This window comes from Micromonospora haikouensis (assembly GCF_000876225.1).
In the GTDB taxonomy this organism is placed as follows: domain Bacteria; phylum Actinomycetota; class Actinomycetes; order Mycobacteriales; family Micromonosporaceae; genus Micromonospora; species Micromonospora haikouensis.
The window spans coordinates 612,707-635,480 of sequence record NZ_JXSX01000001.1; the positions used below are offsets into that span (position 1 = coordinate 612,707).

Genomic DNA, 22,774 nt, shown 5'->3' on the forward strand with positions numbered 1-22,774 from the left:
CGCCACGTCCCCTGGTCAGGCCGCGCCTCGGTCGACCAGGCTGAACGTCGTGCCGACCGGGGCGTCGCCGAGGACCTCCACGTAGATCTTCTTCTGGCTGGGGCTCCACTGCACCACCCCGTACTTCTCGCTGATGATGGAGTAGGAGGTGCGCCCCTTGTCGTCCTTGCCCTCGCGGGTGATCCCGAACAGGGTGGCGTCGGTCGGCTGGCAGTCGGTGCCCACCAGCGACGCGTACCCCGCGGAATCGATCTTGACGCCGAGGCACGGCTGGTGCGCGATCTCCGGGTTCAGCGATCTGATCATGTAGTCGACGCCGACCGGTTCGAGCACGAAGACGGCGTCCTTGCCGGTGCCGTCGCCGACGTGGACCTTGCCGTCGTACGGCAGCGAGAGGTCACGGTCGATCTCCACGACGTGCAGCAGGATGCGCCGCTGGCCGGCGAGCATGGCCCGGGTGCGGTCGGCCCCGGCGGACGACGGCGACCCGGTCGGCGTACCCGATGCGGGTGTCGGCGTGGTGGACGCCGGCCCGGTCGTCGCCGGCCCGCCGACCGTGTTCGACCCGGTGGGGTCCGGGTCGGACGGGCCCAGCAGCCGCGGGCCGAACAGGGCGGCGGGCACCAGCACCGCGATCACCGCGGCGGTCACGCCCAGCCCGGTGAGCCAACCACGCCGTTTCGAGCCCGTGCGCCCGGCCGTGCCCGACCCCGACGACAGCGACCCCTGGTCCGCTGCCGTCAGCAGCCCGTCGAGCAGTTCCCGGGCGGTGGGCCGGGCGGCGGGGTCCTTCTCCAGCGCCCGGGAGACCAGCTCCCGCAGCGGCCCGCCGAGGCCCGCCAGGTCCGGGGGCTGGGTGAGGATCCGCATCGCGATGGAGGTGGCGGAGTCACCGCCGAACGGGTTGCGACCGGTCGCGGCATGGGCGACCAGGGCGCCCCAGGCGAAGATGTCGGCGGCCGGGCCGGCCGGCTTGCCGGACGAGGTGTCCAGCCGCTCCGGAGCCATGTACGACACCGTCCCGACCAGCTGGTTGGTCCGGGTGTGCTGGCTGGTCGCCTCGAACGCGCGGGCGATGCCGAAGTCGATGACCCGGATCCCGCCCGGCGCGACCAGGACGTTCGCCGGCTTCAGGTCCCGGTGGATCACCCCGGCGCCGTGGATCGCGGTGAGCGCGGTGGCCACCCCGACCGCGATGCTGTGCAGTTGCGCCGCGCCCAGCGGCCCGTGTTCCCGGAGCAGCTGGGCCAGGCTGGGACCCTCGACGTACTCCACCACCAGGTACGGCGGGTCGTGGTCCGGGTCGGCGTCCAGGACCTCGGCGGTGCAGAACGGCGGGACCTGGCGGGCCCGGTTCACCTCGCTGCGGAACCGGGCCCGGAACACGTCGTCGTGCGCGAGCTCCGGCCGGACGACCTTGACCGCCACCCGTCGCCCCTGCGGCGACCGGGCGAGGAAGACGCTGCCCATGCCACCGTCGCCGAGCCGGCCGAGGAGCTCGTACCCACCGAGTCGGGCCGGGTCGCCGGGACGCAGCCCGTCGTTCACGCCGGATGCCCGCAGGCCGCGACCACTGCGCGAACCATGTTGCCAACCACCCGTTCTCCTCAGGCCGCTCGAACGCCGCCCGCAGCCTATCGTTCGCCCACGCAGCGGCGTCGATGCCGTCCACGCCCGGGCGGGCCGCGACGCCGCTGCGTGGGCGCGCCCCGGCCCCGGAACGGACGGCGGGTCGACCGGAGAACCGGGTCGACCCGCCGTCCGCTACCCGTATCCGGTGCCGGGGCAGCGCCCTAGCCGACCCTGATTAGGTCGAACCGGTCGAAGACCATGCTGTAACCGGTGGAACCCGCGTTCTTCCCGACCACCACGGCCCGCAGGGTGTGGTTGCCGGCGGACAGCGACAGCCCACTCGGCTGCTGAACGGTGCCGCCGACGCGGCCCACGAGTCCGGCTACCTGCTGGACGTCGTGGGGCCCGAAGGCGACGCTTCCGCCAGGGCCGACCGGATGCACACGCTGCTGCATCCCGACAACATCGACGGCATCCTGGCCTTCGCCCCGCTCGCCACCTGCATGGCGGGCCTCGACCTCACGTCCTTTCCCGTGCCGGTGCTGGTCGAGGGCGAGTACGACGACAACATGCGGGCCCAGGGCCTGCTGGCGGACGCCGCGCCGATGGCCGAGATCGTGCGCCGACTCGCCGCCGACGGACACCGCCGCTTCGTGCACGTGGCCGGCTCCGACCTGTGGGCCTCCGCCCGCAACCGCCGCACGGTCTACGAGGCGACCGTCGCGGAACTCGGCCTCACTTCCTGCGCGGTCGTCGACGGCGACTGGACCGTACGCTCCGGCTGGGAGGCGGCCACCACGGTGATAGCCGGGTGCGGAGCCACCGCCGTGCTGGCCGCCAACGACCGGGTCGCGTTCGGGGTCATCCAGGGGCTACAGAGCCTGCACATCGACGTGCCCGGCCAGATCAGCGTCGTCGGCTGGGACGACGAGGAGATCGGCCGGTACATGCGGCCCGCGCTGTCGACCGTCCGGGTCGACCGGGAATGGCAGGGCCGTGAGGCGATGCTGCGGCTCCTCGCCCTCCTGAGAGGCGAGGAGCCGGAAAGCCTGGTACACCCGCCCGGCCTCAACCACGTCGTGCTGCGCCAATCGACCGGCCCGGCGCCTGAGGCGTGAGCCGACCACCCGCCCACCAGGCGACCGACGGGCCGACGCCCGCCCGGCCGTGCTCAGGTCCGGCCGTGCTCAGGTCCGGCGGCTGCGATTGGCCTGCTCGAAGATGTCGAGCAGATCCAGCATCGTCCTGCGCTGCTGGTCGGTGTAGGCCGGGTCCCGCAGGATCGCCTCGCGGGCGCTCACCCGGGGCGTGCCCTCCCCGTCGGTGGGGGCGGCCGGCGGGACCGGCGTGCGACCGGCGAGCCGGTGCGCCTCGGTAAGGTCGATGTCGAGGGCGTCCGCGAGGGCATTGACGACGCGGGCGGTGGGTGGCCGCCTCCCACCCCGGAGGCGGTCGACCGTCGTGCGGGCGATGCCGGTTCGGGCGCGTAGCTCCTCGTCCGTCCAGCCGCGTGCGCCCTGCTCGTGGCGCACGCGCCACCAGAAGTCGTACGCCACGCCCCTTTCGGGCCCCTGAGTCACGTGCATGTTGTAGCACGACTGCATGATCCGGACATAGTCCCGGCGGCGAGGGCACAGGTCACGAACTGCCGCCGTGTTCGTCCCGCATTGCTTTGCATCGGATTCGTGCGTCGACTAGCATCTTGTAGCGCGCGGATGCGCTGCGATTCGATGCAAGGTGGTCTTCGATGACCGAGTTGGACACAGACCGCTTCCTGACCGTCCAGGAGGTCGCGGACGTCCTCCGGGTCTCCCGATGGAGCGTCGGGCGTTACATCGGGGCCGGCGCACTGGAAGCGATCAAGGGCGACGGGCCGAACGGCAGCATCCGCATCCCGCTCCGAAGTCTTCATGCCTACATCGAGGCCCACACCGTCGCCGGCTCTGAAAGGGGGCGAGGTGATCCACGCCGTGCCGGCGGCGCCGGTCCGGTGCGCGGTCCGGGTGCACATCGCGCGCGACCGCCGTCCTGACCCATGACACAGTGCCGCCTCCGGCAGGTGTGGCCCGGAGGTGACTGCACGCTATGCCCGATCGACGGGCGGCCATCTGGTTCACAGTCATATGTTTTCGCACGTCAGTGCATATTTGTGAGAGTGCCGCGTCGTTATTGAAGCGTCCTCGTTGGATGCTGAGAATGGTGCGGGGCCGGCATGCGCCGGCCCCGCACCGGGAGCGGCTACCTCTGATCGTTGAACTTTGCGAGTGCGGCGATCAGGCGTAGCAGATGGGCGGTGGCCCTGGCTGCGTCAGCAGGGCCACCGTTTCCCCGGGCCTCCAGCACTACTGCTGCAAGCTCGAACGCGGTGGCCAGCGCCTCCACTGCTCGGACCGTGCCGTCTCGGGGTGCTGGCTGCCTCCCGGGACGGGCGGGGCTTGTCTCGTTGGGGCCTTCAGGCCTTTCAGTTTCTTCGGACACCGGTGCCCCGAAGAAGGTTTACGTACTCCCCTCCGCGTTCGACTCAACGCTCAGCAGGGGCGGGAGTGACGGACGTTGCGACGGAAACGCGGGCATCGCCCCGGGGGTCGCCGGTCGCCGTGACTATTCCCTCACCGTCTTGCCACACGGTTTGTACGTTGACATTCGGGTCGAATCCTGCTTCCCACCCCCACAAAACGTCTCATATTCCTTGTAACGGACACGTTTGACGAAATGCAGCGGCGCGCTTGTCGCTAGTTGCAATTTGCACCATGCAACGCCGTGTGACATTGCCCACGATCGAAGGATCGCGTCGTGGCGGTGACCTGTCATCATGCGCCGCCAGGCAATCGACGTCCGCGACGCCGCCTTGTCCACATTCGACTGCACTACCCAGGGCGCTGCGCCAGACCCGGCGAGTGCCGGCGGGCGTTGCGGCAGAGGGTAAGGACCGGGTGAGAGCCCGCCGAGAGCGGGCCGACGACCGGCTCGCCGCACTCTCCCGCCGCGCCAGTGGTCTCCTCGACTAAGGGCCCGGACCGGCTAGGCGGCGTAGGCGACTGCTGGCAGTGCAGCCGACGTCGAAGGTGAGCCCAACGCTTGCTGACGACACCGGGGGAGACTGTCGCCCCCGGTGTCGCCTACTGCAGCCGGGCGAGGGTGGGTCGAGGTCGACGTCCAGGATTCGCGCCGTGAATCCGTCCGTGTCGGGGACATACGAGCACCTGTGGAGCACCCGTCGGCCCCGATGGGGTTCTGGTGGCCGTGAGGACGCCCCGGTAGCTTCAGTGGTCTCTGTCTTCGATCGGAAAGTCGGCCTCGTGTCGCATATCGAGAAGATCACCGGTGAGTTGCGTGCGCTGATGACGGGCGTCGAGCGTGCGCAGGGTCTGATGGCCGCTGCCCGAAACCAGGCGCAGGAAGTGGCGCTGCGGGCCGCGGGTGCCGGCTTCGTCGCGGTAGCGGCGGGCATGACCCGGGTCGGCAGCACCATCACGGAAATCCAGGGCGGTCTGGGCAGCCTTTCCGGTTCGATCGGGGAGGCGACGAAGGCGACTGCGGCCGTCCCGCACGAAGCCACCCCGCAGGAGACGATCGCCGGGCTGACTCCCGTGCTGGCCGCCGTGGACAGCGCCCGCGACGCCACGACCGGCATCATCACCCAGGTCGGTGAGGCACAGCAACTCGTTGCGATGATCCTCCAGGGTGGACAGCCCGGCCCACTGCTCCAGGCCCTGGACGGCATCAAGCAGGTCCTGGTCCTGGTGGTCCAGCGCACCGGCATCGCACGTCAGCACGTCGAGGCGGCGATCGCCGAGGCGCGACAACTCGGCTCCTCGGGAAACTGACCGGGGCTGGCGGTCCCGCACCGACCAGCCCGCCCCCGTCCGCCACCAGCGCCCCGGCTGGTCCAGCTACCAGCCTCGACGGTGACACCTCCGCTGGGCGTGGCCCCACCCCGTGGGCCAGGCAACCCACCGGCGTCCCCGGCGGATCACCAACCGGACCACGAACGCGGATCCCGCCGCAGGAGGACGAGAGCGTGCGGCGGTCGCTGGAGTTGGAGAACGCGTGCGCCGACACGGTCGCGGAGCGGGGCTACCGGGTCCACCAGAACCCGACTAAGCGGGAGATCGCCGAGGCGCGGCTGAACACCGGCGACGTCGGGAAGCCGGACAAGGACCCCGACTATCTGATCGAAGGCCACGTCTTCGACTGCTACGCACCGAATCCGGCGAAGGCCGTGCGGGGCATCTGGACGGAGGTGTCGGGGAAGGTGGCTAGCCAGCAGACCCAACGGGTGGTGCTGAACCTGCGGGACTGGCGCGGTGACCTCGCCGCTCTCCAGAAGCAGTTCGACGACTGGCCGATCCACCAGCTCAAAAGAGCTCGCTGCGGTGACCCGCGGCGGTGAGATCATTCAACTCGTACGGCGAGACTGAGAAGGCGGGCGGCACGTGGCTATCGAGTACCGATTGACGCTGGCGGGAGACATCCCACTGGAACGGGTGGCCGAACTCGTCTCGCCGGAAGGATTCGAGGAGTCGGCCCTGCCCGGCTATCCACGGCTGCTCGGCGCGGACCTTCAGGACACGTCTGGGTACACGGTCAGCATCTACGGCGGCAGCGACGGCTACTTCGACGCCGAAGACGACGACGGCACCCAGTGGGAGTGGGAACCCGACCGGCATGTGAACCTCGTTTTCCACATGCCAAAGGACGACCCGTCCGGTAGGTCGGTGCCCGACATGGTGAGGGCCGTGGCCCGCGTGCTCGCCGGCCGGCCGGAGGACGCCGCACTGGTATTGAACGGCAACTGGCTGCTCCTCACCCGCATCGCCGGCATCCTGCGAAGACACCGTCACGCCTGGTGGGACAACTACGGCATCAACGACATCTTCCTGTAGCTGCGATACCGCAGCGCGAGCCAGAAGGGCGGGTAGCGCTGCCGATACCGACCGGAGCGGATGGCGGGCAGGATGGGCACGTGCGGATGCTGTTTTCCATCGGCAGCACCTGCACGATCTTCGGTGCGGCCACGTCTGCAGACGAGAGAGCCCCTCGGAAGGCGTGGGTTCGCTGGGATGGCGACCGACTGGTCACCGCCGCAAGCAACGACGCAGACGGAAGCCTCGTCATCAGCCCGTCCCCACGAGGTTGGCTGCTGACCACGACCCTTGCCACCGCCCGGCTCCCAGGTGGTGGCCGGGTCGGACCATGGGCACCTGAGGTCTTCCGGCTCAGCGACGAGATCCTCGGCACCAACTTCGGCCGCCTCGCGCCGCCATTTGGGACTCGGTCCCGCAGAAAGCACGATTCAGTGCGGAGTTAGCTCGGTAGTAGACCTGCCGTCCGGCGAGCACACGTGGTGAGGCCGAGGATCGGTTACATGCGGTCCGGGGTGGTGATGCCCAGCAGGTGCAGACCTTGGTGCAGGACTCGGGCGGTGAGTTCACACAGGGCCAGCCGGCTATCGCGTACTTCGCTGGCCGCGCAGGACCGGGCAGTGCTCGTAGAAGCCGCTGAAGGTGGCCGCGAGGGTGTGCAGGTATCCGGCGAGCCGGTGGAACTCCAGGCTCTGCTCGACGTCGGCGACGACGGCGCCGAAGTTGACCAGTTCGAGGGCGAGGGCGTGCTCGGCCGGGTGCGTGATCGAGATCGGTGCCACGGTGGGCTGCCCGATCCCGGCGCGGCGGAAGATGGACCGGATCCGGGCATGGGCGTACTGGAGGTACGGGGCGGTGTTGCCGTCGAGGGAGAGCATCCGCTGCCAGTCGAAGACGTAGTCCTTGGATCCGGTCGGTGGACAGGTCGGCGTACTTGATGGCGCCGATGCCGACCGCGCGGGCGACGTCGGCGATGGCCGCCTCGGGCAGGTCGGCCGAGCTGGTCGTAGACGGTCAGGAAGTGCTTCTCCGACTCGGCGGCCAGCAGCCGCCACAACCGTAGGGCCAGCTCGTCGCCGCCTCGTCTGACAAGGTGCTGCCAAGCTTCGCCGTGAGCTGCAAGCTTGCTCGGGGGCACCTCGGAGGACTTGGCGCTGTTGAAGTCGTCGCCCAGGTACCGCGGAACGATGTGCCAGTGGAAACGCGGGATGTCTCGGGAGAGCGGCCAGCATGGGGCCGCCTCCTCGGGCGACACGTCGGCGATGCCGCTGACGCGAACTGCCGGGACGAGGAGCATGTGACCCCGGCCGGCCGTACCGAGCCGCGGCTCGCAGGCGGACCCCGACCGCGAGGAGGCATTCGGGTAATCTGTGGCTCAGCGGGCCGTTAGCTCAATGGCAGAGCTGAGGACTTTTAATCCTTAGGTTCTGGGTTCGAGTCCCAGGCGGCCCACCGACCGCACCATTGTGCGAACCGGTGGTTCATCGTGAGTGCCCCCGTCCGGGTCGGGCGGGGGCATCGTCGTGTCGGTGGGGATCTTGAACACGGGGACGATGCCCTGGTCGGTGAGTCGGACCTCGGCGATGAGGGTTTCGATGGCTGCCTTGCGTTCGGTGGGGGTGCCACTGGCCATGATCGTGGTGAGGTGCTCGCGGATCCGGGTGATGGTGGCGGGCGGCGGAGGCGCTGGTTGGGTGGCGAGGTCGGCTTCGAGTTCGGCGTGGCGGGTGTGGAGTTGAGCCAGGCGTTGGCGTAGTTCGCGGATGCGGGGTCCGGCGGTGGCGTCGTCCATGGTGCCGTTTTCGAAGGCGGTGTGGTAGCGGCTGATGGCTGCCTCGATGGTGGTGATCTGGTGGGCGGTGGCGCCGAGTTCGGCGCGTCGATCGTCGCTGGTGGTGTCGCGTTGGGCGTGCGCGCGTTCGATCATGGCGGCCAGGACGGGTTCGGCGGTGGCGTAGAAGTCGTGCAGGGCTTGGAGGACGAGCTGGTCAAGGTCGTCGGCGGGGAGTCTGGGTGCAGTGCAGGTGGCGTGTTTGCCGTAGCGGCTGCGGGTGAAGCAGGTGTAGTAGCGGTAGCGGCGGGTGCGGCCGTTGGCGGAGGTGCCGATGTAGCGCTGTCCGCACTGTGGGCAGGTGAGTAGGCCGGTGAGGTAGTAGTCCGAGTCGGACATGGCGCGTTGGGTTTGGGTGTCTCCTCGGGCGTTGGCGATGTCCTGGGCGCGTTGGAAGGTGGCCCGGTCGATGAGGGGTTCGTGGGCGTCAGGGACGTAGACGTCGCGGTAGGCGATGTCGCCGACGTAGGCGGGGTTGTCGAGGATCCGGTTGATGGTGTGTCCGGACCACTTCTTCCCGGTGCGGTTGGGGATGCCGCGTTCGTTGAGGGCGGTGGCGATGGCGCGGGTGCCGGCGCGGTCGCGGGTGTAGAGGCGGAAGATGTCGCGGAGGATGGGGGCCTCGCCGGGGTGGGGGACGAGGCGGTGGTCGGGGTCGACGAGGTAACCGTAGGGGCGGGTGCCGCCGGCCCATTTGCCTTTGCTGGCTTTTGCGGTCATGCCACTTTTCACTCGGTCGATGATGATGTTGCGTTCGAATTCTGCGAAGACGGCGAGGAGTTGGAGCATCATGCGGCCGAAGGGTCCGCCGGTGTCGACGGGTTCGGTGGCGGATGAGAATCGGACGTTTGATGCTTCGAGGATGGTGATGAGGTCGAGGAGGTCGGCGACGCTGCGGCTGAATCGGTCGAGTCGGTAGACGAGTAGGACGTCGTAGAGGCCGGCTTTTGCGGCGCGGAGTGCTTTCTTGAGGCCGGGTCGTTCGGTGGTGGCGCCGGAGGCGTCGTCTTCGTATTCGGCGACGATGGTCCAGTCGGGCTGCGAGGCGACGTATTTCTCTAGGGCGGCGCGTTGTGCGTCGAGGGAGAAGGGTTGGTGCTCGTCGTCGGTGGAGCGGCGGATGTAGACGCACACCCGGCGAGGACCGGTCGGTGCCTCGGTGGGGGTGTGAGCGCGTCGGCCGCGTCGGCGGGGTGGGGGGAGGGGTGGCGTGTCGGGCATGGTGGCCGGTTGTCCTTCTGGGTCACTGGGCAAGCCGCTGGCGGCCAAGGGCAGGCCGCCAGCGGCTTGTTCGGGTCCGGGGGCTTACAGGTTCAGGTCGGGGTGGTCGTCGAGGAAACGGTTGAGTAGGACGGCGAGGGCTTCGGCGGCGTTGTCGAGTTCGTCGGCGGTCATGGGTACGGTGTCGATCCGTGCGATAACCATCGGGATCGACTGTTGCGTTGTGCGGGTGCGGTCGGGTATTGCGCCACCATTTGTTGTGGCGGCACCGGGATGCGGTTCGTCAGGATACCTCCGGACGGCGTTTTCGTGGTGGGGCGGTTTCGCCACTGTCCTCCGAAAAGCATGCGAATAAGTTCGAGTCGGAGTCCTTCTTTCATGGGTGTCCTTTCTGCGCGGAATCAACGCGGGTTGGTGTCAGGCTTGTTGGGATGACTTGACCTTTCGGCAGGGGTGGGCGTCGATCGTGTCCGTGCCGTCGGCGGGTAGGCGGGCGGCGCGCGACCGCATGTCTCCTCGGAGGAAGGGTCTGCCATGCCCCGCGAACGACTCAGCTGCCTGGCTGTCATCCCTGACGACGTGACCGATCCGTTGCTGTGGCGGCTCGCCCTCGACGTCGTCGCCGCTCATCAGCCGGACTCGCGGGGAGACTGCAGGAACCTGCAGTGCGTCGGGCAGCGGGGTATGTGCGCCGCCGCCCGTGACGCCCGCCGCGCCATGAGCCTCGCTCGCGCGAGCCGCCCGGCGCCTGATCGGCCGACGCCAGTAGTGGTGCGGGGCCGTGCTCCCGTGCCCGCCCGGCAGCGAGGCGCGTCGTTCGGCTGGTTCACTCGGCCAACGTTGGCGTCGGGTCGGTTGACAGTGCCGCTGGCAGCCGCCTGACGGCTGGTGGGCGCAAGGCGCCCATCGGCGGGGAGACGATGCGGCCCGTGGGTGGCCGTTCGGGCAACACGCCGCCAGCGTGCCGGTCCGCTTGACCGTCAGGGCACCCGTCGGTTCGGCTCTGCAGGCCTGGGTGTGGGGAAATGGGTGTCGTGGTGGGCGTCGGTGTAGGGCAGGTCGACCAGGCGCGTCCGGCCGATGGTGCTGCCCGGGAGGTGCCACACCGGTTCGGCGGGGCTGGCGTCGAGGGCGGTGCGGAGTTCGGCGGTGGTGGTGGCGATGATCGCCTTCGGCGGGTGGGCGGCGAGGCGGTGGTGCAGGTTGGTCTCGCGTCGGGCGGATGGCAGGTGGAACAGGACCGGCCACGCCCAGGTGCTCATGGCGTAGAGCCGCTCGTACTTGGCGATCTTTGCGGTGAGGATGTCGAGGCGTTCGCTGCCGGTGTCGTATTCGAGGAAGAAGGGCACGGACCGTCCGTGCTCGGTCCACACCCCGGCACCGTCCGGGCGGGGCAGCCCGGTAGGTCCGTGGACCATGATCTGCGGGTTGCCGCCGTGCCGGTAGAACACGCCGGGGTCGTGGAAGGCGGAGGCGGGCTGCCAACGGTCCAGGACCGTGTCGGGGTGGATGCGGGCGTGGGCGGCGAGGTCGATGAAGACCTGGTTGCCGCCGAGCAGGTGCGGCAGGTCCGGCCGGGCGGTGAGGGACTGCTTGCGGCGGCGGGCCTGGTCCCGGCGTGGTGGTCCGAGTCCGCGTTGGGCGTGGACGTGGTCGTAGCCGAGCTGGTCCAGGACGTAGTGGTACGGGTACGAGCCGCCGTCGGGGCGGTTGGGCCGGAACCGGTCCACCGCCCGCAGGACGGTCAGGCGCAGGAGCCGGCGTTGGGTGAAGTCCAGTGACGGGAACAGGGCGGCGGCGATCTGGTCGGTGGTCAGGACGCCGTGGTCGTAGAGCCAGCCGAGGAGGCGGTCGTCGCGGGCGGTGATGCTGGCCTGCAGCCGCAGCAGCGGATCCGGAGCCGGTAGGCGGCTACGCATACGCGTCCCCAGGGGAGAGACCCCCGAGATGAGGGTCTGTCTGGAGCAGGACCGCAGCGGTGACAGCGGGGCTGACCTGGGCTGTCAGTCGGGGCGGGGGGTCGGTTCGGGGGTCGGTGTCAAGCCGGACGGCGGATCGGGGATCGACACCGACCCCCGAACCGACGACGACACGGCACCCTCGGTCCTGGCGGATTACGAGAACGTCCGCCGCGGGTCGGTGGCAGTGTCGTCGGCGTGGGTGGATGGCGTTGAGTTCGGTGGACACGTTTCTACTCCATGATCGGGATGCGAGTCGGAGGTCGGTGAGCACCGGTTGTTCTCGCGGGGACAGGGTCACGCCGCCCGCAGTTGGGGCTGGTGCTGAACTCCTTGCTGGGGCGCGGGCGCGTTTTGCCAGGTGGGTCAGGGTCTTTTAGGGAGACCCGGACTTCCTGAAGGTGCCCCTCATCGGCGGCGACGCTTCGTCTGACAGAAGACGGGACGATCTGTCATGCGGTAGGTGGTGGTGACAGGTCCGGTCAGGGCTGGTGGGGCGTGGTGGTCTCGGCGCGGAGGACACGGACGAGCGCCGAGGCAGTGGCATTGGACAGGTGATGGCCGTCCGCGCGCAGTTGTCGAGCGACGGCGGTGCGGGACAGCGTCGTCCCCTGGGCCTCAAGGGCACGGGCGGCGGCCTTGGCGGCCGGGACCAGCGCCGTGACTTCCGGTCCGCTGTCCGAGACCGGCATGTGACCGTCGCTCCGGTCCGGGACAGTCGGCTGCCGGTCCGCGGCAGCGGTGACCGCGGCAGTGGAGTCCCGGACCGAGACCGCGCCGGCGTGGACCGGCGCAGGCGGTCCCGGGACCGGCTCGAAGGCGTCCGGGACCGTGGCGTCGGAGGCCGACACTGGCCCAGACCTGCCCCGGACGTCCCGGGTGGGCGGAGCGGGGTCGGCGCGGCCGAGGGCGATCTTCACCATCGCCAGGAAACCGAGCGCGGGCAGCGCGGCGGCGATCCAGCCGATCACCGATGGTTCCGCCTCCACCACCTGAGCCGCCAGGGACAGCAACACGGCCGCCGCCAAAACGGCCGCAGGGAACGTGACGCTCTTGGCCAGGCGCCGGTTGCGGCGTAGCTCCAGACCCGCCGCGATCGACGTCAACTCCAGGACCACCGCGTCCGCCCACGCCAGCCAACCCGGCTGGCCGTGCCCGGCAGCGACGTCATGAACATGACGGAAGGACGCCGCGCCCGCCGCACCGCCGATCAACAGCATGATCAGCACCTGGACCCGGTTCTCCAGCCGCTCCCGCCCCGACCGCCCCTCACCCGGCGGGTCATGCGGTCGATACTCAGGTCTCGCCAACGGCCCACCACCCGTCGACGGACAGCCCGCGCATGGCCTCGACCAGAACGGCCAGGCCAGCACGGACCGCGACGACAGAGGCGACGGACACCGCCGCCACCCCCGCCCGATTGATGTCGAACGAAATCACGTTGAAGCTCCATCGATGGTCGTAGGGTTCGGAGTGCGATGAATGAGGGCCACCCGCAGACGCCCTCGGCAACGCGGACAGCACGACCGCGCAGGCCACCTTCTGGGCATGCGCGCTCCTGCCGGATGGCCCTCCGGCAGGGCGGGCCACCCCATCCACGCGCGGGGGCCGTGAAGTCACTGTGGACGAATCAACGAACGAGCCAGGCCCACGCAGGGCAGGCGAAGAGGACAGCAGGCATCGCCGCAACCCGCACAGCGGGCTGCGCTCAGCAACGGACAATGACAGAGGCCAGCCGAGCCGCAGGGGGTCAGGACTCACCGAGGGCGCCACGCGGAGCGCCAGAGGTGGAGCGGCGGCTCAACTCGCCGACAGCCGAACCTTCATGTGGGTCCTCCCATCTCTCCACGCCCCCGGACATCGCCGCCACGAACAACAGCAGACATCCGACATCCGGGAACGCCTGCCCCCCATGACCGACCACACCAACCAGCGGGACGGGGAACGCACAACCAGTACGCCCCGGGCACACCCACCACGTCAACCCAGAATTCCAACAGGCGCCACACTCGAACCGAGCCGCCAGTCCAGCCGAGTCCAGGAACGTCACCTCCAGTGACCCGCAGTGCTCCCGCGTCCACACCGCCCGCGCGAAATTTGCCCACCACTTCGCCCATTGCTCAGGACGGCGATCTCGCCATTCGGTAAGGAACTGAGAATGCTCACGCGAAGGCGACGAGACTGACAGCGCAGGTCGGCCGGAGCCCTCCACACATCCGGTTACACCCATCGGCGACCCGCCCAGCCCGCTGACTGCGCACGGTAAGTTCATCTCGTGCTTCCGATGACCTTGCAAGAGATCGCGGCCGTTGTCGGCGGAGCCGTCCACGACGCCCCTGGAGCGGTGACGGTGACGGCCCCGGTGGTGTTCGACAGCCGGCGCGTGGAGCCCGGCGGGATGTACGTGGCGTTGCCCGGTGAGCGCGTCGACGGGCACGACTTCGCGGCGCAGGCGATCGAGGCTGGTGCGGCGGGAGTGCTGGCGTCACGGCCGGTCGGGGTGCCGGCGGTGGTCGTCGAGGACGTGCCGGCCGCGTACGGGCGACTGGCCCGCGCGGTGGTGGACCGGTTGCCGCAGACCACGGTGATCGGGGTGACCGGGTCGGTGGGCAAGACGTCGACCAAGGACATCCTTGCCCAGGTTCTCCCCACCTGGGGTGAGACGGTGGCCAACCGGGCGTCGAACAACAACGAGCTTGGGTTGCCGTACACGGTCACCCGCGCCACTGCCGACACGCGGTATCTGGTGTTGGAGATGGGAGCGCGGGGCATCGGTCACGTGGCATACCTGACCCGTATCGCCCCGCCCACCGTCAGTGTCGTGACCCGTGTCGGGCACGCGCACCTTGGTGAGTTCGGGTCGGTGGAGAACATTGCCCAGGCCAAGGGCGAGATCGTGGAAGCCCTGCCCGACGCGCAGGGCGGCGGGTTGGCGGTGCTCAACGCCGACGACGCGTTGGTGGCCGCCATGGCGAGCCGCACCAGCGCCCGCGTGCTGACCTACGGCATCGAGAGCCCTGCGGATGTGCGTGCCGAGGGCGTGACGGTGGACGAGTTGGGCCGGGCCGGCTTCCGGCTGACGTACGACGGCCAGGCCGCCGAGGTGCGGTTGCGTCTCTACGGGCTACACCAGGCATCCAACGCCCTGGCCGCCGCCACCGTCGCGCTCGGGCTCGGCCACCCCATCGAGGCGGTGGCCGACGCGGTGTCCCAGGCCGAGGCGGTGTCACCGGGCCGGATGCAGGTCACCACCCGCGCCGACGGCGTGACGATCATCAACGACGCCTACAACGCCGCCCCCGACGCCATGCGCGCCGCGCTGCGTGCCCTGCACACGATGACCGGGGACGGCCGACGGGCGGTCGCGGTGCTGGGCGAGATGGCGGAGTTGGGCGAGCACGCCGCGCAGGTGCACCGGGAGATCGGGCAGCAGGTGGCCGAGATTGGGGCCGGATGGCTCGTGGCGATCGGCGGAGCCGACGCCGCCCAGTACGCGGCCGGAGCTGCCGGCAACGGCACGGCGGTGGACCGTGCGGCGAACGTGGCCGAGGCGTGGGAGTTGCTGCGCGACGGGCTGCGGCCTGGGGATGTCGTGTTGGTCAAGGCGGCCAACAGCGCCGGGCTCCTCGCGCTCGCGGACAAGCTGATCGAGGAACCCGGCGCTGTCACTGCCTGACAGGGAAGATCAGGCGGACAGGGCTACCTCGGTTCGGCAGCTCAGGCTGTCCAGGATCGCCGTGCCGTAGCCGGTCACGTCACCGGTGCCCATCGTCAGCACCACGTCACCGCGTCCGGCCATCCGTGCGACCACCCGGGCGGCGTGGTCGGGTCCGAGTGGCAGGCAGTAGTCGCCGTCGCGCAGGTGCACCTTGATGGCGGTGGCGTCCGCGACCGGCTGTCCATCCGGCACGGTGCCGTGCACGTCCAAGAGCAGGATGTGATCGGCGTTGTCCGCCAGGATCCGCCCGATGCGCTCGCCGAAGGCGAGGACGCGGGCGTGTCCGGAGGGCTGGAACACCACGAGCACCCGCCCCCGGGCCAGGGTCCGCGCGGCGTCCAGGTCGGCGGCGATCTCGTTGGGGTGGTCGGCGTAGGAGTCGATCACGGTCACTCCGGCGCGGGTGTCGATGTGCTCGAACCGGCGGCGCACCCCGCCGAAGGTGCACGCCGCCCCGGCCGCCTCGGCGGGGTCCAGGCCCAGGGCCACCGCGCACGCCAGGGCCGCCGCCGCGTTGTCCAGGTGGTGCGCTGCCGGGGTCGGCAGGGTCAGTCGTACCTCGGTGCCGTTGGGCATCCGCACCGTCGCCGACGCCGACCAGCCGTCGGCGTGCACGTCCAACAGCCGCACGTCCGCCGTGCGGTCGCGGCCGTAGCGCAGCACCGTCAGGTCGGGCCGCTCGTCGGCGATGACCTGGGCGGCCACCGTCGCGCCCACGCAGTCGGCGTTGACGATCAGGAACCCGTCCGGCGCGATCCGGCAGCCGAACCCGACGTAGGCGCGCAGCACGTCGGCGTGGCTGACGAAGTTCTCCGGGTGGTCGTCGGTCACGTTCGTGACGACCGCGATCGACGGGGTGAGGAAGTGGAACGACCGGTCCGACTCGTCCGCCTCCGCGACCAGCAGCTTCGACCGGCCGAGGTGCGCGCCGGAGCCCGGCCCGGTCAGGTCGGCACCGATCAGGTACGTCGGGTCCTCCCCGAGGGTGCGCAGGACGTGAGCGAGCACGCCGGCCGTGGTGGACTTGCCGTGCGAACCGGACACCGCCACCAGCCGCCGCCCGACGGCCAGCTTGTCGAGCACCTGCGCCCGGTGCACCACCGGGATACCGGCGGCGCGCGCCGCCCGCACCTCCGGCGTGTTCCGCGCAACGGTGGTGTAGACGACACAGCTCGCGCCCTCGATGTGCGAGCCGTCGTGCCCCAAGCGCACGAAGGCGCCGGCCGTCCGCAGCGCCGCCAACCTGTCGGAGTCCTGCACGTCGCTTCCGCTGACCTGGTGGCCCAGCTCAGCCAGCAGCCGAGCCAGACCGGACATCGCGGAACCGCCGACGCCCACGAAGTGGGGGCAGGACAGGTCGATCGGGCCGGAGTACGCCTCGATGGTCGGATTACCAGTGATCGTGTCGGTCATGGTGCCGTGTCTCCTTCGATGTGAGAGCTGACAGGTAGATGCCATGAGCTGACGTGCTAGAGGGACAAGCTCCTTCCACTCGTGCGATCCCTTGCGCGCGGCCGAGCTGGCCTCGGGTCACGAGCTCGGCCGCGCGGGTCCAATCGATTTGCGTCGGCCCATCCACCACCCGGTTCACCGCGTCGGGAGGCGCGGCACTGACGCCAGGAGGCCGGCGGAAGCCGTCGAGCCTCACCGCAGGGTTGGGAGGCTGCCGCTCCCGCTTTCGCTCCATTCGGCAGGCCGGACAGATGCAGGGCCGACCACCCGGGAACCTGCGTGACCGATGCCGGCGATGCCTCGGCCGGATCAGCGCCGCATCGTCGTCATCCACGATCGCTCCCATCCGCTTTGGCAAGCGCAGCGGGCACGCGTTCGAGGGACAACGACGCGCTAGGTCCAGCGAGCGACCGAAGATGATCGCCACACGCGCAGCTCAGCTGTCGCCGCGCCAAACGCCGCCGGAACAGCTCCGCCGCCTTCTGCTCCCGCAAGCGACGCGACAACACCTCCAGCCGCTCCCACCCGGCCAGCAAGGCCCCTTCACCGTCCAAGGCCGCGTCACAGGCCGCCCAGAACTCCATCGGTGCCGTCTGACGGGCTATCTCCACATTGGCCACCGTGCTCCGCGACCAAGACACCATCCGTGCCAGGCGCACCTGGGTCACACCGGCAGCCCGTCGCGCCGCGGCCAGCCCATCCCCTGCCAGCCTGCGGGCGTCCGCCACCTCCTCCGGCGTCACCAACTCCGCCGACGAACGAGTCGCTGTCGGAACCTGCTCGAACACCACGACGCGGACCACGCCACCCCCACCCGGGACCTCCACCGAACCGCTACCAATCCGGCAGGTGTGCTGGTGCCTGCCCGGCTGCTGTCCGCCGGATCGGCTCACCCCATGCCGCTTTGTGTCGGCGGGGTGTGGTCGTGAGCCAGCGGCGTCGTGGGGGCTGCCCACGAAGACGTCGGACGGGCATCGCCGCAGACGCTCGCCATGGTGGTTGAAGTCCCCGCGCTCTACGACGTCCACGGGTTCGTCCTTGCGCTGGAACCACTTCCATCGGGGCATCCAAGTCACCTTCGGTGTCCGTGCATCAGCCTTGCTGCCAGCTACGATCCGGCAGGATCAATTCACCTTGCAACACTCTTGGTGAGACGATCAGACTGAGACGCGACTAGCGGATGGTGATGCAACGGTCGTCTCGCGGCACGTCGAATGACGCATCAGCATGAGACTGGGAGGATGATGCCGATGACTGAAGCGGGATCGACGGTGCCGCGGCGGGAGCTTGGCCGGCTGCTGAGGCAAGCCCGAGAGCAAGCCGGTATCGGCCTGGAAGCTGCGGCCTCTGACCTTGAGTGGTCACGCGCCAAGATGTATCGCATCGAATCAGGGCAGACCCCCGTGCGCGCGCTCGACGTCGACCAGATGTGCCGCCTGTACGGGGCATCACCGGACATGGCCGAAGTCCTGATCAGCCTCGCCAAGGAGTCCAAGAGCAAGGGCTGGTACCACGCCTACGGAGAGATCATCCCTCGATGGTTCGAGCTGTACGTAGGACTTGAGTCCGCAGCCAACCGGATACGAACCTACGAACACGCCCTGGTGCCCGGCCTGCTGCAGACACCCGACTACTCCGCCGAGGTGGCACGGACTCGTCCAGGTGTCAGCGACGAAGAGGTCGCCAAGCTCGTCGGCCTACGAACGGAGCGCCAACGCCTGCTAGTCCGAAAGCGGCCGGCCGCCCCCACCCTGGAAGTGATCATCGAGGAGACGCTTCTACACGCCAGCGTGCCCGGCATGGCCGGGCAGATCGATCGACTCGTGGAGGCGAGCACCGCACCCAACGTGTCCGTCAGGGTCCTACCGCTGAACAAGAGATTGAGCCAGGCAGCCATCGCTGGCAGCTTCGTCATCCTGGACTTCCCGACGAACGGCGCCCGCTCCGCAGAGCCGACCACCGTCTACAACGAGGGACTCTCGGGAGCCCTCTACATCGACCGCCTAGAAGAGGTACGAGCGTACGCCGAGGTGTGGAACACCCTTACGCATCAAGCCCTGAGCGTTGAGGAGTCCCGCAAGCTCATGCAAGCAATCAAGGAGAGAAATCATGACTGATCTGACTGGCATTGATCTGACTGGCGCGGCTTGGCGGAAGAGCAGCCGCAGCAGCTCTCAGGGTAACTGCATGGAGGTCGCTTCCAACCTCCCGGGACTCGTTGCCGTCCGTGACAGCAAAGACCAGCGCGGGCCGGTGCTGGTCTTCACCTCTTCCGGATGGGATGCCTTCCTCGGCTTCGCGAAGGCTCCAAGGTGACCGTTTCGCTACTACGCCAACAGCGGGGCAGTCAATTTCGGCAGCAACGCATGGTCGTGCTTTGACGGGCGGTCTGCAATGGACGCCCAGTCCATAGGGGAGTGAGACTCCGCTTCCGAGTTGGGCGGCGCCCGTTCGCCGCCCGGTACGCAAATCGCCGTCCGCCTCCGCTTCCCGTCGACACTCACCTCGTGACCATCGAAACCTGCACCCGCGAGCTGACCCTGATCGGCTCCAAGGAGATCCGGGTTGGCTCACGGGGTGTGCAGCCTTCCACTCGCTGGCTGGCTCGCACGCTCGCCAAACTGCTGGGCAGCAAGCGAACCAAAACCATCCGCAGACCCAACCTGTCGGAATCCCTTCAAAGAACACATCAGCTGGACCTGACTCGGTGATGGAGACTCCGGCGACAATGTGGTCGGCGAGGGGTTGCGTCACCTGCACCGTTACAACGAGATGGGCCACGCCAGAGCGATCACGGCGCGGACGATCGCGCCTGAGCGTCTGGCGCGGGCTCGGCCCGGAGGGACTGCAACAGACGACCGATTGCCTCATCTGGCCGAGGTGTGGCCGGATGGGCGGCCAGCACGTTAGCCCGGCCGCTAGGCAGCGGAGCTACGGGTCCGCCGAGCGGTGCCATCAGGACACACTGCTGGATCGCTGCTACGGCGTCTGGCTTGCTGGCGCGGCGAACGCCCCAAAGGTACTTGGACGTGCTGACAGTGAAGTCGTCGGTGCTGACGGGGGCCTGCCGCTTCTTGGCGTCGATGATGATGGCGGTCGTCTCGCCAGGTCCACTCCGTACGAGCAGGAGGTCTGGCCGCAACTCCCCAACCGCCGCTACGTAACGTTCGCCAAACACGCTGAAGCCATGCTCGCGACGACCGGCACGGTAGGGGGGGATGACCGCTTGGTAGTGCAGCTCCAGGACGCCGTCACCGTCGGCCCACCGGCCCAGGCAGCTCCCGTCGGCTGTGTGCGGCTGCGGTGGTCCGATTAGTTTGATCAGCGCGGTCCGAATACTGTAAGCCACCCAGGCTTCGTACAGCTCCCAGAGTTCGGACAGCGGCGCATGCGCGCCACCCGCTCCGATGTTGCGAACTTCGGAGAGGGCACGCAAACAAGACGAGTATGTACCAGCCATGGTCGCAGGCCACACCGAAGGTGGCGGGTCGGCGACCGGGGAACTGGGCTTGCTGTTGACCGCGAGGCGCCGAAACAGCCCGACCATCCGGGCCTGAATCTCCGGCACGGCGGCCAGGGCAGTCACGGCTTCCAGCTCGCGAGATAGGAGACTACCCACCGCCATAAGAGCGTGAAGCTTGCGTGGCTGAGCAACGATGTGCCGCCGGGCGGTCGTAGCCGGCGCGCGCCGCGCGGGGTGGGCGAGCGCATGGGCTTTCGCGGTGCGCTCCGTCTTGGACAACAGGATCCGGCCGCCGGGCCGGTCGAAGGGCACCCACCGCACTTCTGGTGCACCGGCGATGGGCCAGTTGGCGAGAAGAGCACTGGCCGCGTGCACCGCCGCTTCGAGCGCGGCCCAGTGGATGCGCGGCCCCAGGTGACGTTCGAGCCGGGACCACGCGGCGCTTCCGCTCGTTGGTGGCCGGCGCAGGCTGGTGATCTCGTTGCGGGCATGCCACATCTGTTCGAGATCAGCGGGGCCGAACGGGGCCGGTGGTGGTACGGAGAGCGTGCTGACGCCGGGGCCGTCCCGGCTGATCCAGGGTAGAAGCAGTATGCCGCAGCACTCGTGTAGCGGATCGTTGGTTTCGATCAGTTGAGTGCGACCGTCGGCGAGGCGGTGGATCTGCACGCTTGCGGGTAGATCCACCTCGAGCAGGTGTCCCGGAATCTCGACGTCCGCCACGGGCACACCTCCGCGGACATAGGTCACCGAAGTCGACGACCGTGTCACGAGAAGCTGCCCGAGGTCACGAGAGGCTGGCCCAGAAGTCCGGTGAGACGCCGAACAGGCTTTCGCCGCCAGCGGCGAGCTTGGTGAGCCGCCGATACAGCAGCCCGCCCTCGGTGGTGGCGGCAAGCAACGACGGCAGGACCCGCCCAAACTGCTCCGAGGACAGGCCGGGCAGGACAAAGTGCAGCAGACTGTTCTCCGCCGACTCCATGTCCGTGTGTCCGGGCAGAAGCCCACCGGCCAAGGCCGCCTCAGCGAGCGGTACGTGCCACGCCATGTAAAGCACACAGCGCTGGATGTCGCGAGGGCTGACAATATTCGTCCCGCGGCCTGCCTCCTCGGCGACGACGGTAAGCAGCGGCCGCAAGGCTGCGGCAAAGCGGTCGGAGTCGCCCATCGTCAAGTAGCTCGACCAGGCCAACGTCGGGTCGCCGAACAGCGCCGCGCCGGGAGGCTCGATGGACCTCGGGGGCGGCGGGACAATGGCGTCGGTGCTTCGCAGGACATAGTCGATGTCCGGCGGCTCGAGCAGGACAACACAGGCCCGTCCGCTGACCTTTGGGGCAGGGGCCTGTGCGGTGCTGTCCACATTGACAGTGCCGAACACCCGGGGAAAACGGTGCAGCTGCACCTTCGTCGGCACGCCGCCAGCGTTTGTGCCGTGATGATGCAGCGGCCACCGGAGGCTCTCGAACGCGATTGCGCTCGCGGCCGTTATGACCGGCCCGAGGTACGCCTCCATTGGGCTGAGGTTTGCTTCCTCGACCGTGATCACAGGGGTGCCGCTGGAATTCTCATGCAGCCGCATCAGGTCCTGTGTGACCGGACCGTTCACAAAGGCGCCAGCGAACACGCTGTACTGCCCGACTAGATCCTCCGACGACGTCCATGCCGGTCGGGTGTCAATAACAGCGTGACACCTCGATTGGCTAAAGAAGTCGGACAAAACTCTGGCGGCCGTTGACTTGCCCGTCCCACTCGGACCGGCGAACAGCAGAAACTGAGCGCCAAGGCTGGCGGCCAGCAGATCGATCTGAGTGCGCGCATCATACACAAGGCCCCGCTGGTCCAGAAAGTCCCGAAACGCCTGCGGCACACCCGCCACCTGGTCTACGATCATGATGGGCTCGTCAGTAGACGGAGGCTCGGCGGGCCGAGCAGTTGAATCAGGCGGTTCGCATCCAGGTTTCCAGTGCCGTTGGCGGCACACCAGCTCACCACCAATGACAGGTTTCGGGCTCGTGGCAACGGAGCGCCATTGCGGGTTGCCTGGGCAACCAGCGCCTCGATCGTGCCGGGCAGCACGAGGTACCCCGGATCGCCGGCAAATGCTGGCGCCAACAGCCGTGGCTTGGTGCTGGTCCGCGCGGTGCCCTCGCCGGTACCCGCACAGGCCTTACTGTTTAGCCGGCACTGCGGATCGCGCCCGGGGACGGTAACCAGGTTGACGCACCGCGAGCGTGGCACAGCGTACACCTCCTGCGGTTCGCCGATGGCCTGGGCGTCGTCCGCCGGCCATGCACAGCCGATCCCGTTCTGCTGGTTTAGGGTATTGACCGGGTTGTACTCGGCCAAGGTCGTCGCCCGGATCGCCGAGAGCGGCTCTGCACTCCAAACCCAGTCCGGCGCATCGATGCCGAGCTTCGCTGAGTCGCGAGATCCGGGGCCTGGCAGCCGGTGGTCGGCCACCAGCGTCAACGCCTCGCGTGGGTCAAACAACAAGTCCAAGAGGACTCGTGTCGGATAGCTCAGCTCCTTCAGTAGCGGCGCGTGCGGGTGGAGCAGGGCGCTAGGGGCGGTACCGAAGAGCCTCCACATTGCTTGCACAAGCTCATTGCGGCCGAACCGCCGCGCGCGGCCGGGCGGGGGAGCGTCCCAGGACTGCCAGTGTGTGGCACCCCCGGTGCGAGTCAACACGGACAG

The 22,774-nt window shown here is 68.9% G+C and carries 20 protein-coding genes, 1 tRNA gene and 2 pseudogenes; 10 read left to right on the forward strand and 13 right to left on the reverse strand.

Translation table 11 applies throughout. The annotated features are described in order from the left end of the window. Positions 1-15: 15 nt before the first annotated feature. The gene (locus TK50_RS02770; protein WP_043961263.1) at positions 16-1,548 is read right to left on the reverse strand and encodes a serine/threonine protein kinase; all 1,533 of its coding nucleotides are present in this window, start codon (positions 1,546-1,548) and stop codon (positions 16-18) included. 245 nt (positions 1,549-1,793) lie between these two features. Then, a complete protein-coding gene (locus TK50_RS33400) occupies positions 1,794-2,027 on the reverse strand; it encodes a hypothetical protein (protein WP_144420139.1) in 234 nt (77 codons plus the stop codon). Here TK50_RS33400 and TK50_RS02775 point away from each other — a divergent pair. Then, entirely contained in the window at positions 2,010-2,690 is a 681-nt protein-coding gene (locus tag TK50_RS02775; RefSeq protein ID WP_052503580.1) for a substrate-binding domain-containing protein, read from the forward strand. The genes TK50_RS33400 and TK50_RS02775 overlap by 18 nt on opposite strands. 69 nt (positions 2,691-2,759) lie before the next feature. Here TK50_RS02775 and TK50_RS02780 read toward each other — a convergent pair whose 3' ends face one another. Further along, a complete protein-coding gene (locus TK50_RS02780) occupies positions 2,760-3,152 on the reverse strand; it encodes a helix-turn-helix domain-containing protein (RefSeq protein ID WP_158499147.1) in 393 nt (130 codons plus the stop codon). A 167-nt stretch (positions 3,153-3,319) separates the two neighbouring features. Between TK50_RS02780 and TK50_RS32690 the strand changes: the two genes are divergently transcribed. From TK50_RS32690 to TK50_RS02795, 4 genes and pseudogenes are all read left to right on the forward strand, one after another. Then, entirely contained in the window at positions 3,320-3,604 is a 285-nt protein-coding gene (locus TK50_RS32690) for a helix-turn-helix domain-containing protein (protein ID WP_082106132.1), read from the forward strand. A gap of 1,267 nt (positions 3,605-4,871) precedes the next feature. After that, positions 4,872-5,399 carry a DUF6244 family protein gene (locus TK50_RS02785; protein WP_043963713.1) on the forward strand — a complete coding sequence of 176 codons (528 nt, stop codon included), beginning with the start codon at positions 4,872-4,874 and terminating at the stop codon, positions 5,397-5,399. 194 nt (positions 5,400-5,593) lie between these two features. After that, positions 5,594-5,993 (forward strand): annotated as a pseudogene (locus TK50_RS02790) (CdiA C-terminal domain-containing protein). Positions 5,994-6,008: 15 nt separating this feature from the next. Continuing rightward, on the forward strand, positions 6,009-6,458 hold the full coding sequence (locus tag TK50_RS02795; protein WP_043961265.1) for a SitI3 family protein: 450 nt from the start codon (positions 6,009-6,011) through the stop codon (positions 6,456-6,458). A gap of 478 nt (positions 6,459-6,936) precedes the next feature. Here TK50_RS02795 and argS read toward each other — a convergent pair. Next, positions 6,937-7,412 (reverse strand): annotated as a pseudogene (gene argS / locus TK50_RS32705) (arginine--tRNA ligase domain-containing protein); the annotation flags it as partial. Between the two features lie 405 nt (positions 7,413-7,817). Here argS and TK50_RS02805 point away from each other — a divergent pair. After that, positions 7,818-7,889: transfer RNA gene (locus TK50_RS02805), tRNA-Lys, on the forward strand. Here the strand turns inward: TK50_RS02805 and TK50_RS32710 are convergent. The 4 genes from TK50_RS32710 to TK50_RS34050 all read right to left on the reverse strand — a co-directional run bounded on the left by TK50_RS32710 (position 7,858) and on the right by TK50_RS34050 (position 12,887). Then, positions 7,858-9,402: a recombinase family protein gene (locus TK50_RS32710; RefSeq protein ID WP_241773907.1), complete on the reverse strand. Its 1,545-nt coding sequence runs from the start codon at positions 9,400-9,402 to the stop codon at positions 7,858-7,860. The genes TK50_RS02805 and TK50_RS32710 overlap by 32 nt on opposite strands. A 1,067-nt stretch (positions 9,403-10,469) precedes the next feature. After that, positions 10,470-11,408: a replication-relaxation family protein gene (locus tag TK50_RS02820; protein WP_043961269.1), complete on the reverse strand. Its 939-nt coding sequence runs from the start codon at positions 11,406-11,408 to the stop codon at positions 10,470-10,472. A 521-nt stretch (positions 11,409-11,929) separates the two neighbouring features. Beyond that, complete coding sequence (locus TK50_RS02825; RefSeq protein WP_082106358.1) at positions 11,930-12,667, reverse strand: DUF2637 domain-containing protein; 738 nt, start codon at positions 12,665-12,667, stop codon at positions 11,930-11,932. Between the two features lie 76 nt (positions 12,668-12,743). Beyond that, positions 12,744-12,887 (reverse strand): hypothetical protein, encoded by a 144-nt coding sequence (locus TK50_RS34050; RefSeq protein ID WP_158499148.1) that lies wholly within the window; start codon positions 12,885-12,887, stop codon positions 12,744-12,746. 844 nt (positions 12,888-13,731) lie between these two features. On the opposite strand from TK50_RS34050, the gene TK50_RS02830 reads away from it, so the two are divergent. Beyond that, entirely contained in the window at positions 13,732-15,123 is a 1,392-nt protein-coding gene (locus TK50_RS02830) for a UDP-N-acetylmuramoyl-tripeptide--D-alanyl-D-alanine ligase (RefSeq protein ID WP_082106136.1), read from the forward strand. Positions 15,124-15,132: 9 nt separating this feature from the next. Here TK50_RS02830 and TK50_RS02835 read toward each other — a convergent pair whose 3' ends face one another. Beyond that, positions 15,133-16,578: a UDP-N-acetylmuramate--L-alanine ligase gene (locus TK50_RS02835; RefSeq protein WP_043961272.1), complete on the reverse strand. Its 1,446-nt coding sequence runs from the start codon at positions 16,576-16,578 to the stop codon at positions 15,133-15,135. Between the two features lie 365 nt (positions 16,579-16,943). After that, positions 16,944-17,408 (reverse strand): helix-turn-helix domain-containing protein, encoded by a 465-nt coding sequence (locus TK50_RS34055; RefSeq protein WP_158499149.1) that lies wholly within the window; start codon positions 17,406-17,408, stop codon positions 16,944-16,946. Positions 17,409-17,867: 459 nt separating this feature from the next. Between TK50_RS34055 and TK50_RS02845 the strand changes: the two genes are divergently transcribed. The 3 genes from TK50_RS02845 (at position 17,868) to TK50_RS33410 (ending at position 19,328) form a co-directional block, all read left to right on the forward strand. Continuing rightward, positions 17,868-18,734 carry a helix-turn-helix domain-containing protein gene (locus TK50_RS02845; protein ID WP_082106359.1) on the forward strand — a complete coding sequence of 289 codons (867 nt, stop codon included), beginning with the start codon at positions 17,868-17,870 and terminating at the stop codon, positions 18,732-18,734. After that, a complete protein-coding gene (locus TK50_RS32720; RefSeq protein WP_422119912.1) occupies positions 18,727-18,933 on the forward strand; it encodes a DUF397 domain-containing protein in 207 nt (68 codons plus the stop codon). Before TK50_RS02845 ends, TK50_RS32720 begins: the two co-directional genes overlap by 8 nt. Before the next feature lie 191 nt (positions 18,934-19,124). Then, positions 19,125-19,328, forward strand: a complete 204-nt coding sequence (locus tag TK50_RS33410; protein WP_144420142.1) for a hypothetical protein — start codon at positions 19,125-19,127, stop codon at positions 19,326-19,328. An 80-nt stretch (positions 19,329-19,408) separates the two neighbouring features. Here the strand turns inward: TK50_RS33410 and TK50_RS02850 are convergent, their stop codons facing one another. The 3 genes from TK50_RS02850 to TK50_RS33415 form a co-directional block, all read right to left on the reverse strand. Then, the gene (locus tag TK50_RS02850) at positions 19,409-20,803 is read right to left on the reverse strand and encodes a hypothetical protein (protein WP_043961273.1); all 1,395 of its coding nucleotides are present in this window, start codon (positions 20,801-20,803) and stop codon (positions 19,409-19,411) included. A gap of 64 nt (positions 20,804-20,867) precedes the next feature. Further along, a complete protein-coding gene (locus TK50_RS02855; protein WP_043961274.1) occupies positions 20,868-21,971 on the reverse strand; it encodes a hypothetical protein in 1,104 nt (367 codons plus the stop codon). Further along, on the reverse strand, positions 21,968-22,579 hold the full coding sequence (locus tag TK50_RS33415; protein ID WP_144420143.1) for a hypothetical protein: 612 nt from the start codon (positions 22,577-22,579) through the stop codon (positions 21,968-21,970). Before TK50_RS33415 ends, TK50_RS02855 begins: the two co-directional genes overlap by 4 nt. Between the last annotated feature and the right edge of the window lie 195 nt (positions 22,580-22,774).

What these genes read in the sequence shown, in the direction of transcription:
- TK50_RS02775 (WP_052503580.1), top strand. Translation starts at nt 2,010, where the DNA reads ATGCACACGCTGCTGCATCCCGACAACATCGACGGCATCCTGGCCTTC.
- TK50_RS33400 (WP_144420139.1), bottom strand. Translation starts at nt 2,027, where the DNA reads ATGCAGCAGCGTGTGCATCCGGTCGGCCCTGGCGGAAGCGTCGCCTTC.
- TK50_RS32690 (WP_082106132.1), top strand. Translation starts at nt 3,320, where the DNA reads ATGACCGAGTTGGACACAGACCGCTTCCTGACCGTCCAGGAGGTCGCG.
- TK50_RS02820 (WP_043961269.1), bottom strand. Translation starts at nt 11,408, where the DNA reads ATGCGTAGCCGCCTACCGGCTCCGGATCCGCTGCTGCGGCTGCAGGCC.
- TK50_RS02825 (WP_082106358.1), bottom strand. Translation starts at nt 12,667, where the DNA reads ATGCTGTTGATCGGCGGTGCGGCGGGCGCGGCGTCCTTCCGTCATGTT.
- TK50_RS02830 (WP_082106136.1), top strand. Translation starts at nt 13,732, where the DNA reads ATGACCTTGCAAGAGATCGCGGCCGTTGTCGGCGGAGCCGTCCACGAC.
- TK50_RS02835 (WP_043961272.1), bottom strand. Translation starts at nt 16,578, where the DNA reads ATGACCGACACGATCACTGGTAATCCGACCATCGAGGCGTACTCCGGC.
- TK50_RS02845 (WP_082106359.1), top strand. Translation starts at nt 17,868, where the DNA reads ATGACTGAAGCGGGATCGACGGTGCCGCGGCGGGAGCTTGGCCGGCTG.
- TK50_RS32720 (WP_422119912.1), top strand. Translation starts at nt 18,727, where the DNA reads ATGACTGATCTGACTGGCATTGATCTGACTGGCGCGGCTTGGCGGAAG.
- TK50_RS02855 (WP_043961274.1), bottom strand. Translation starts at nt 21,971, where the DNA reads ATGATCGTAGACCAGGTGGCGGGTGTGCCGCAGGCGTTTCGGGACTTT.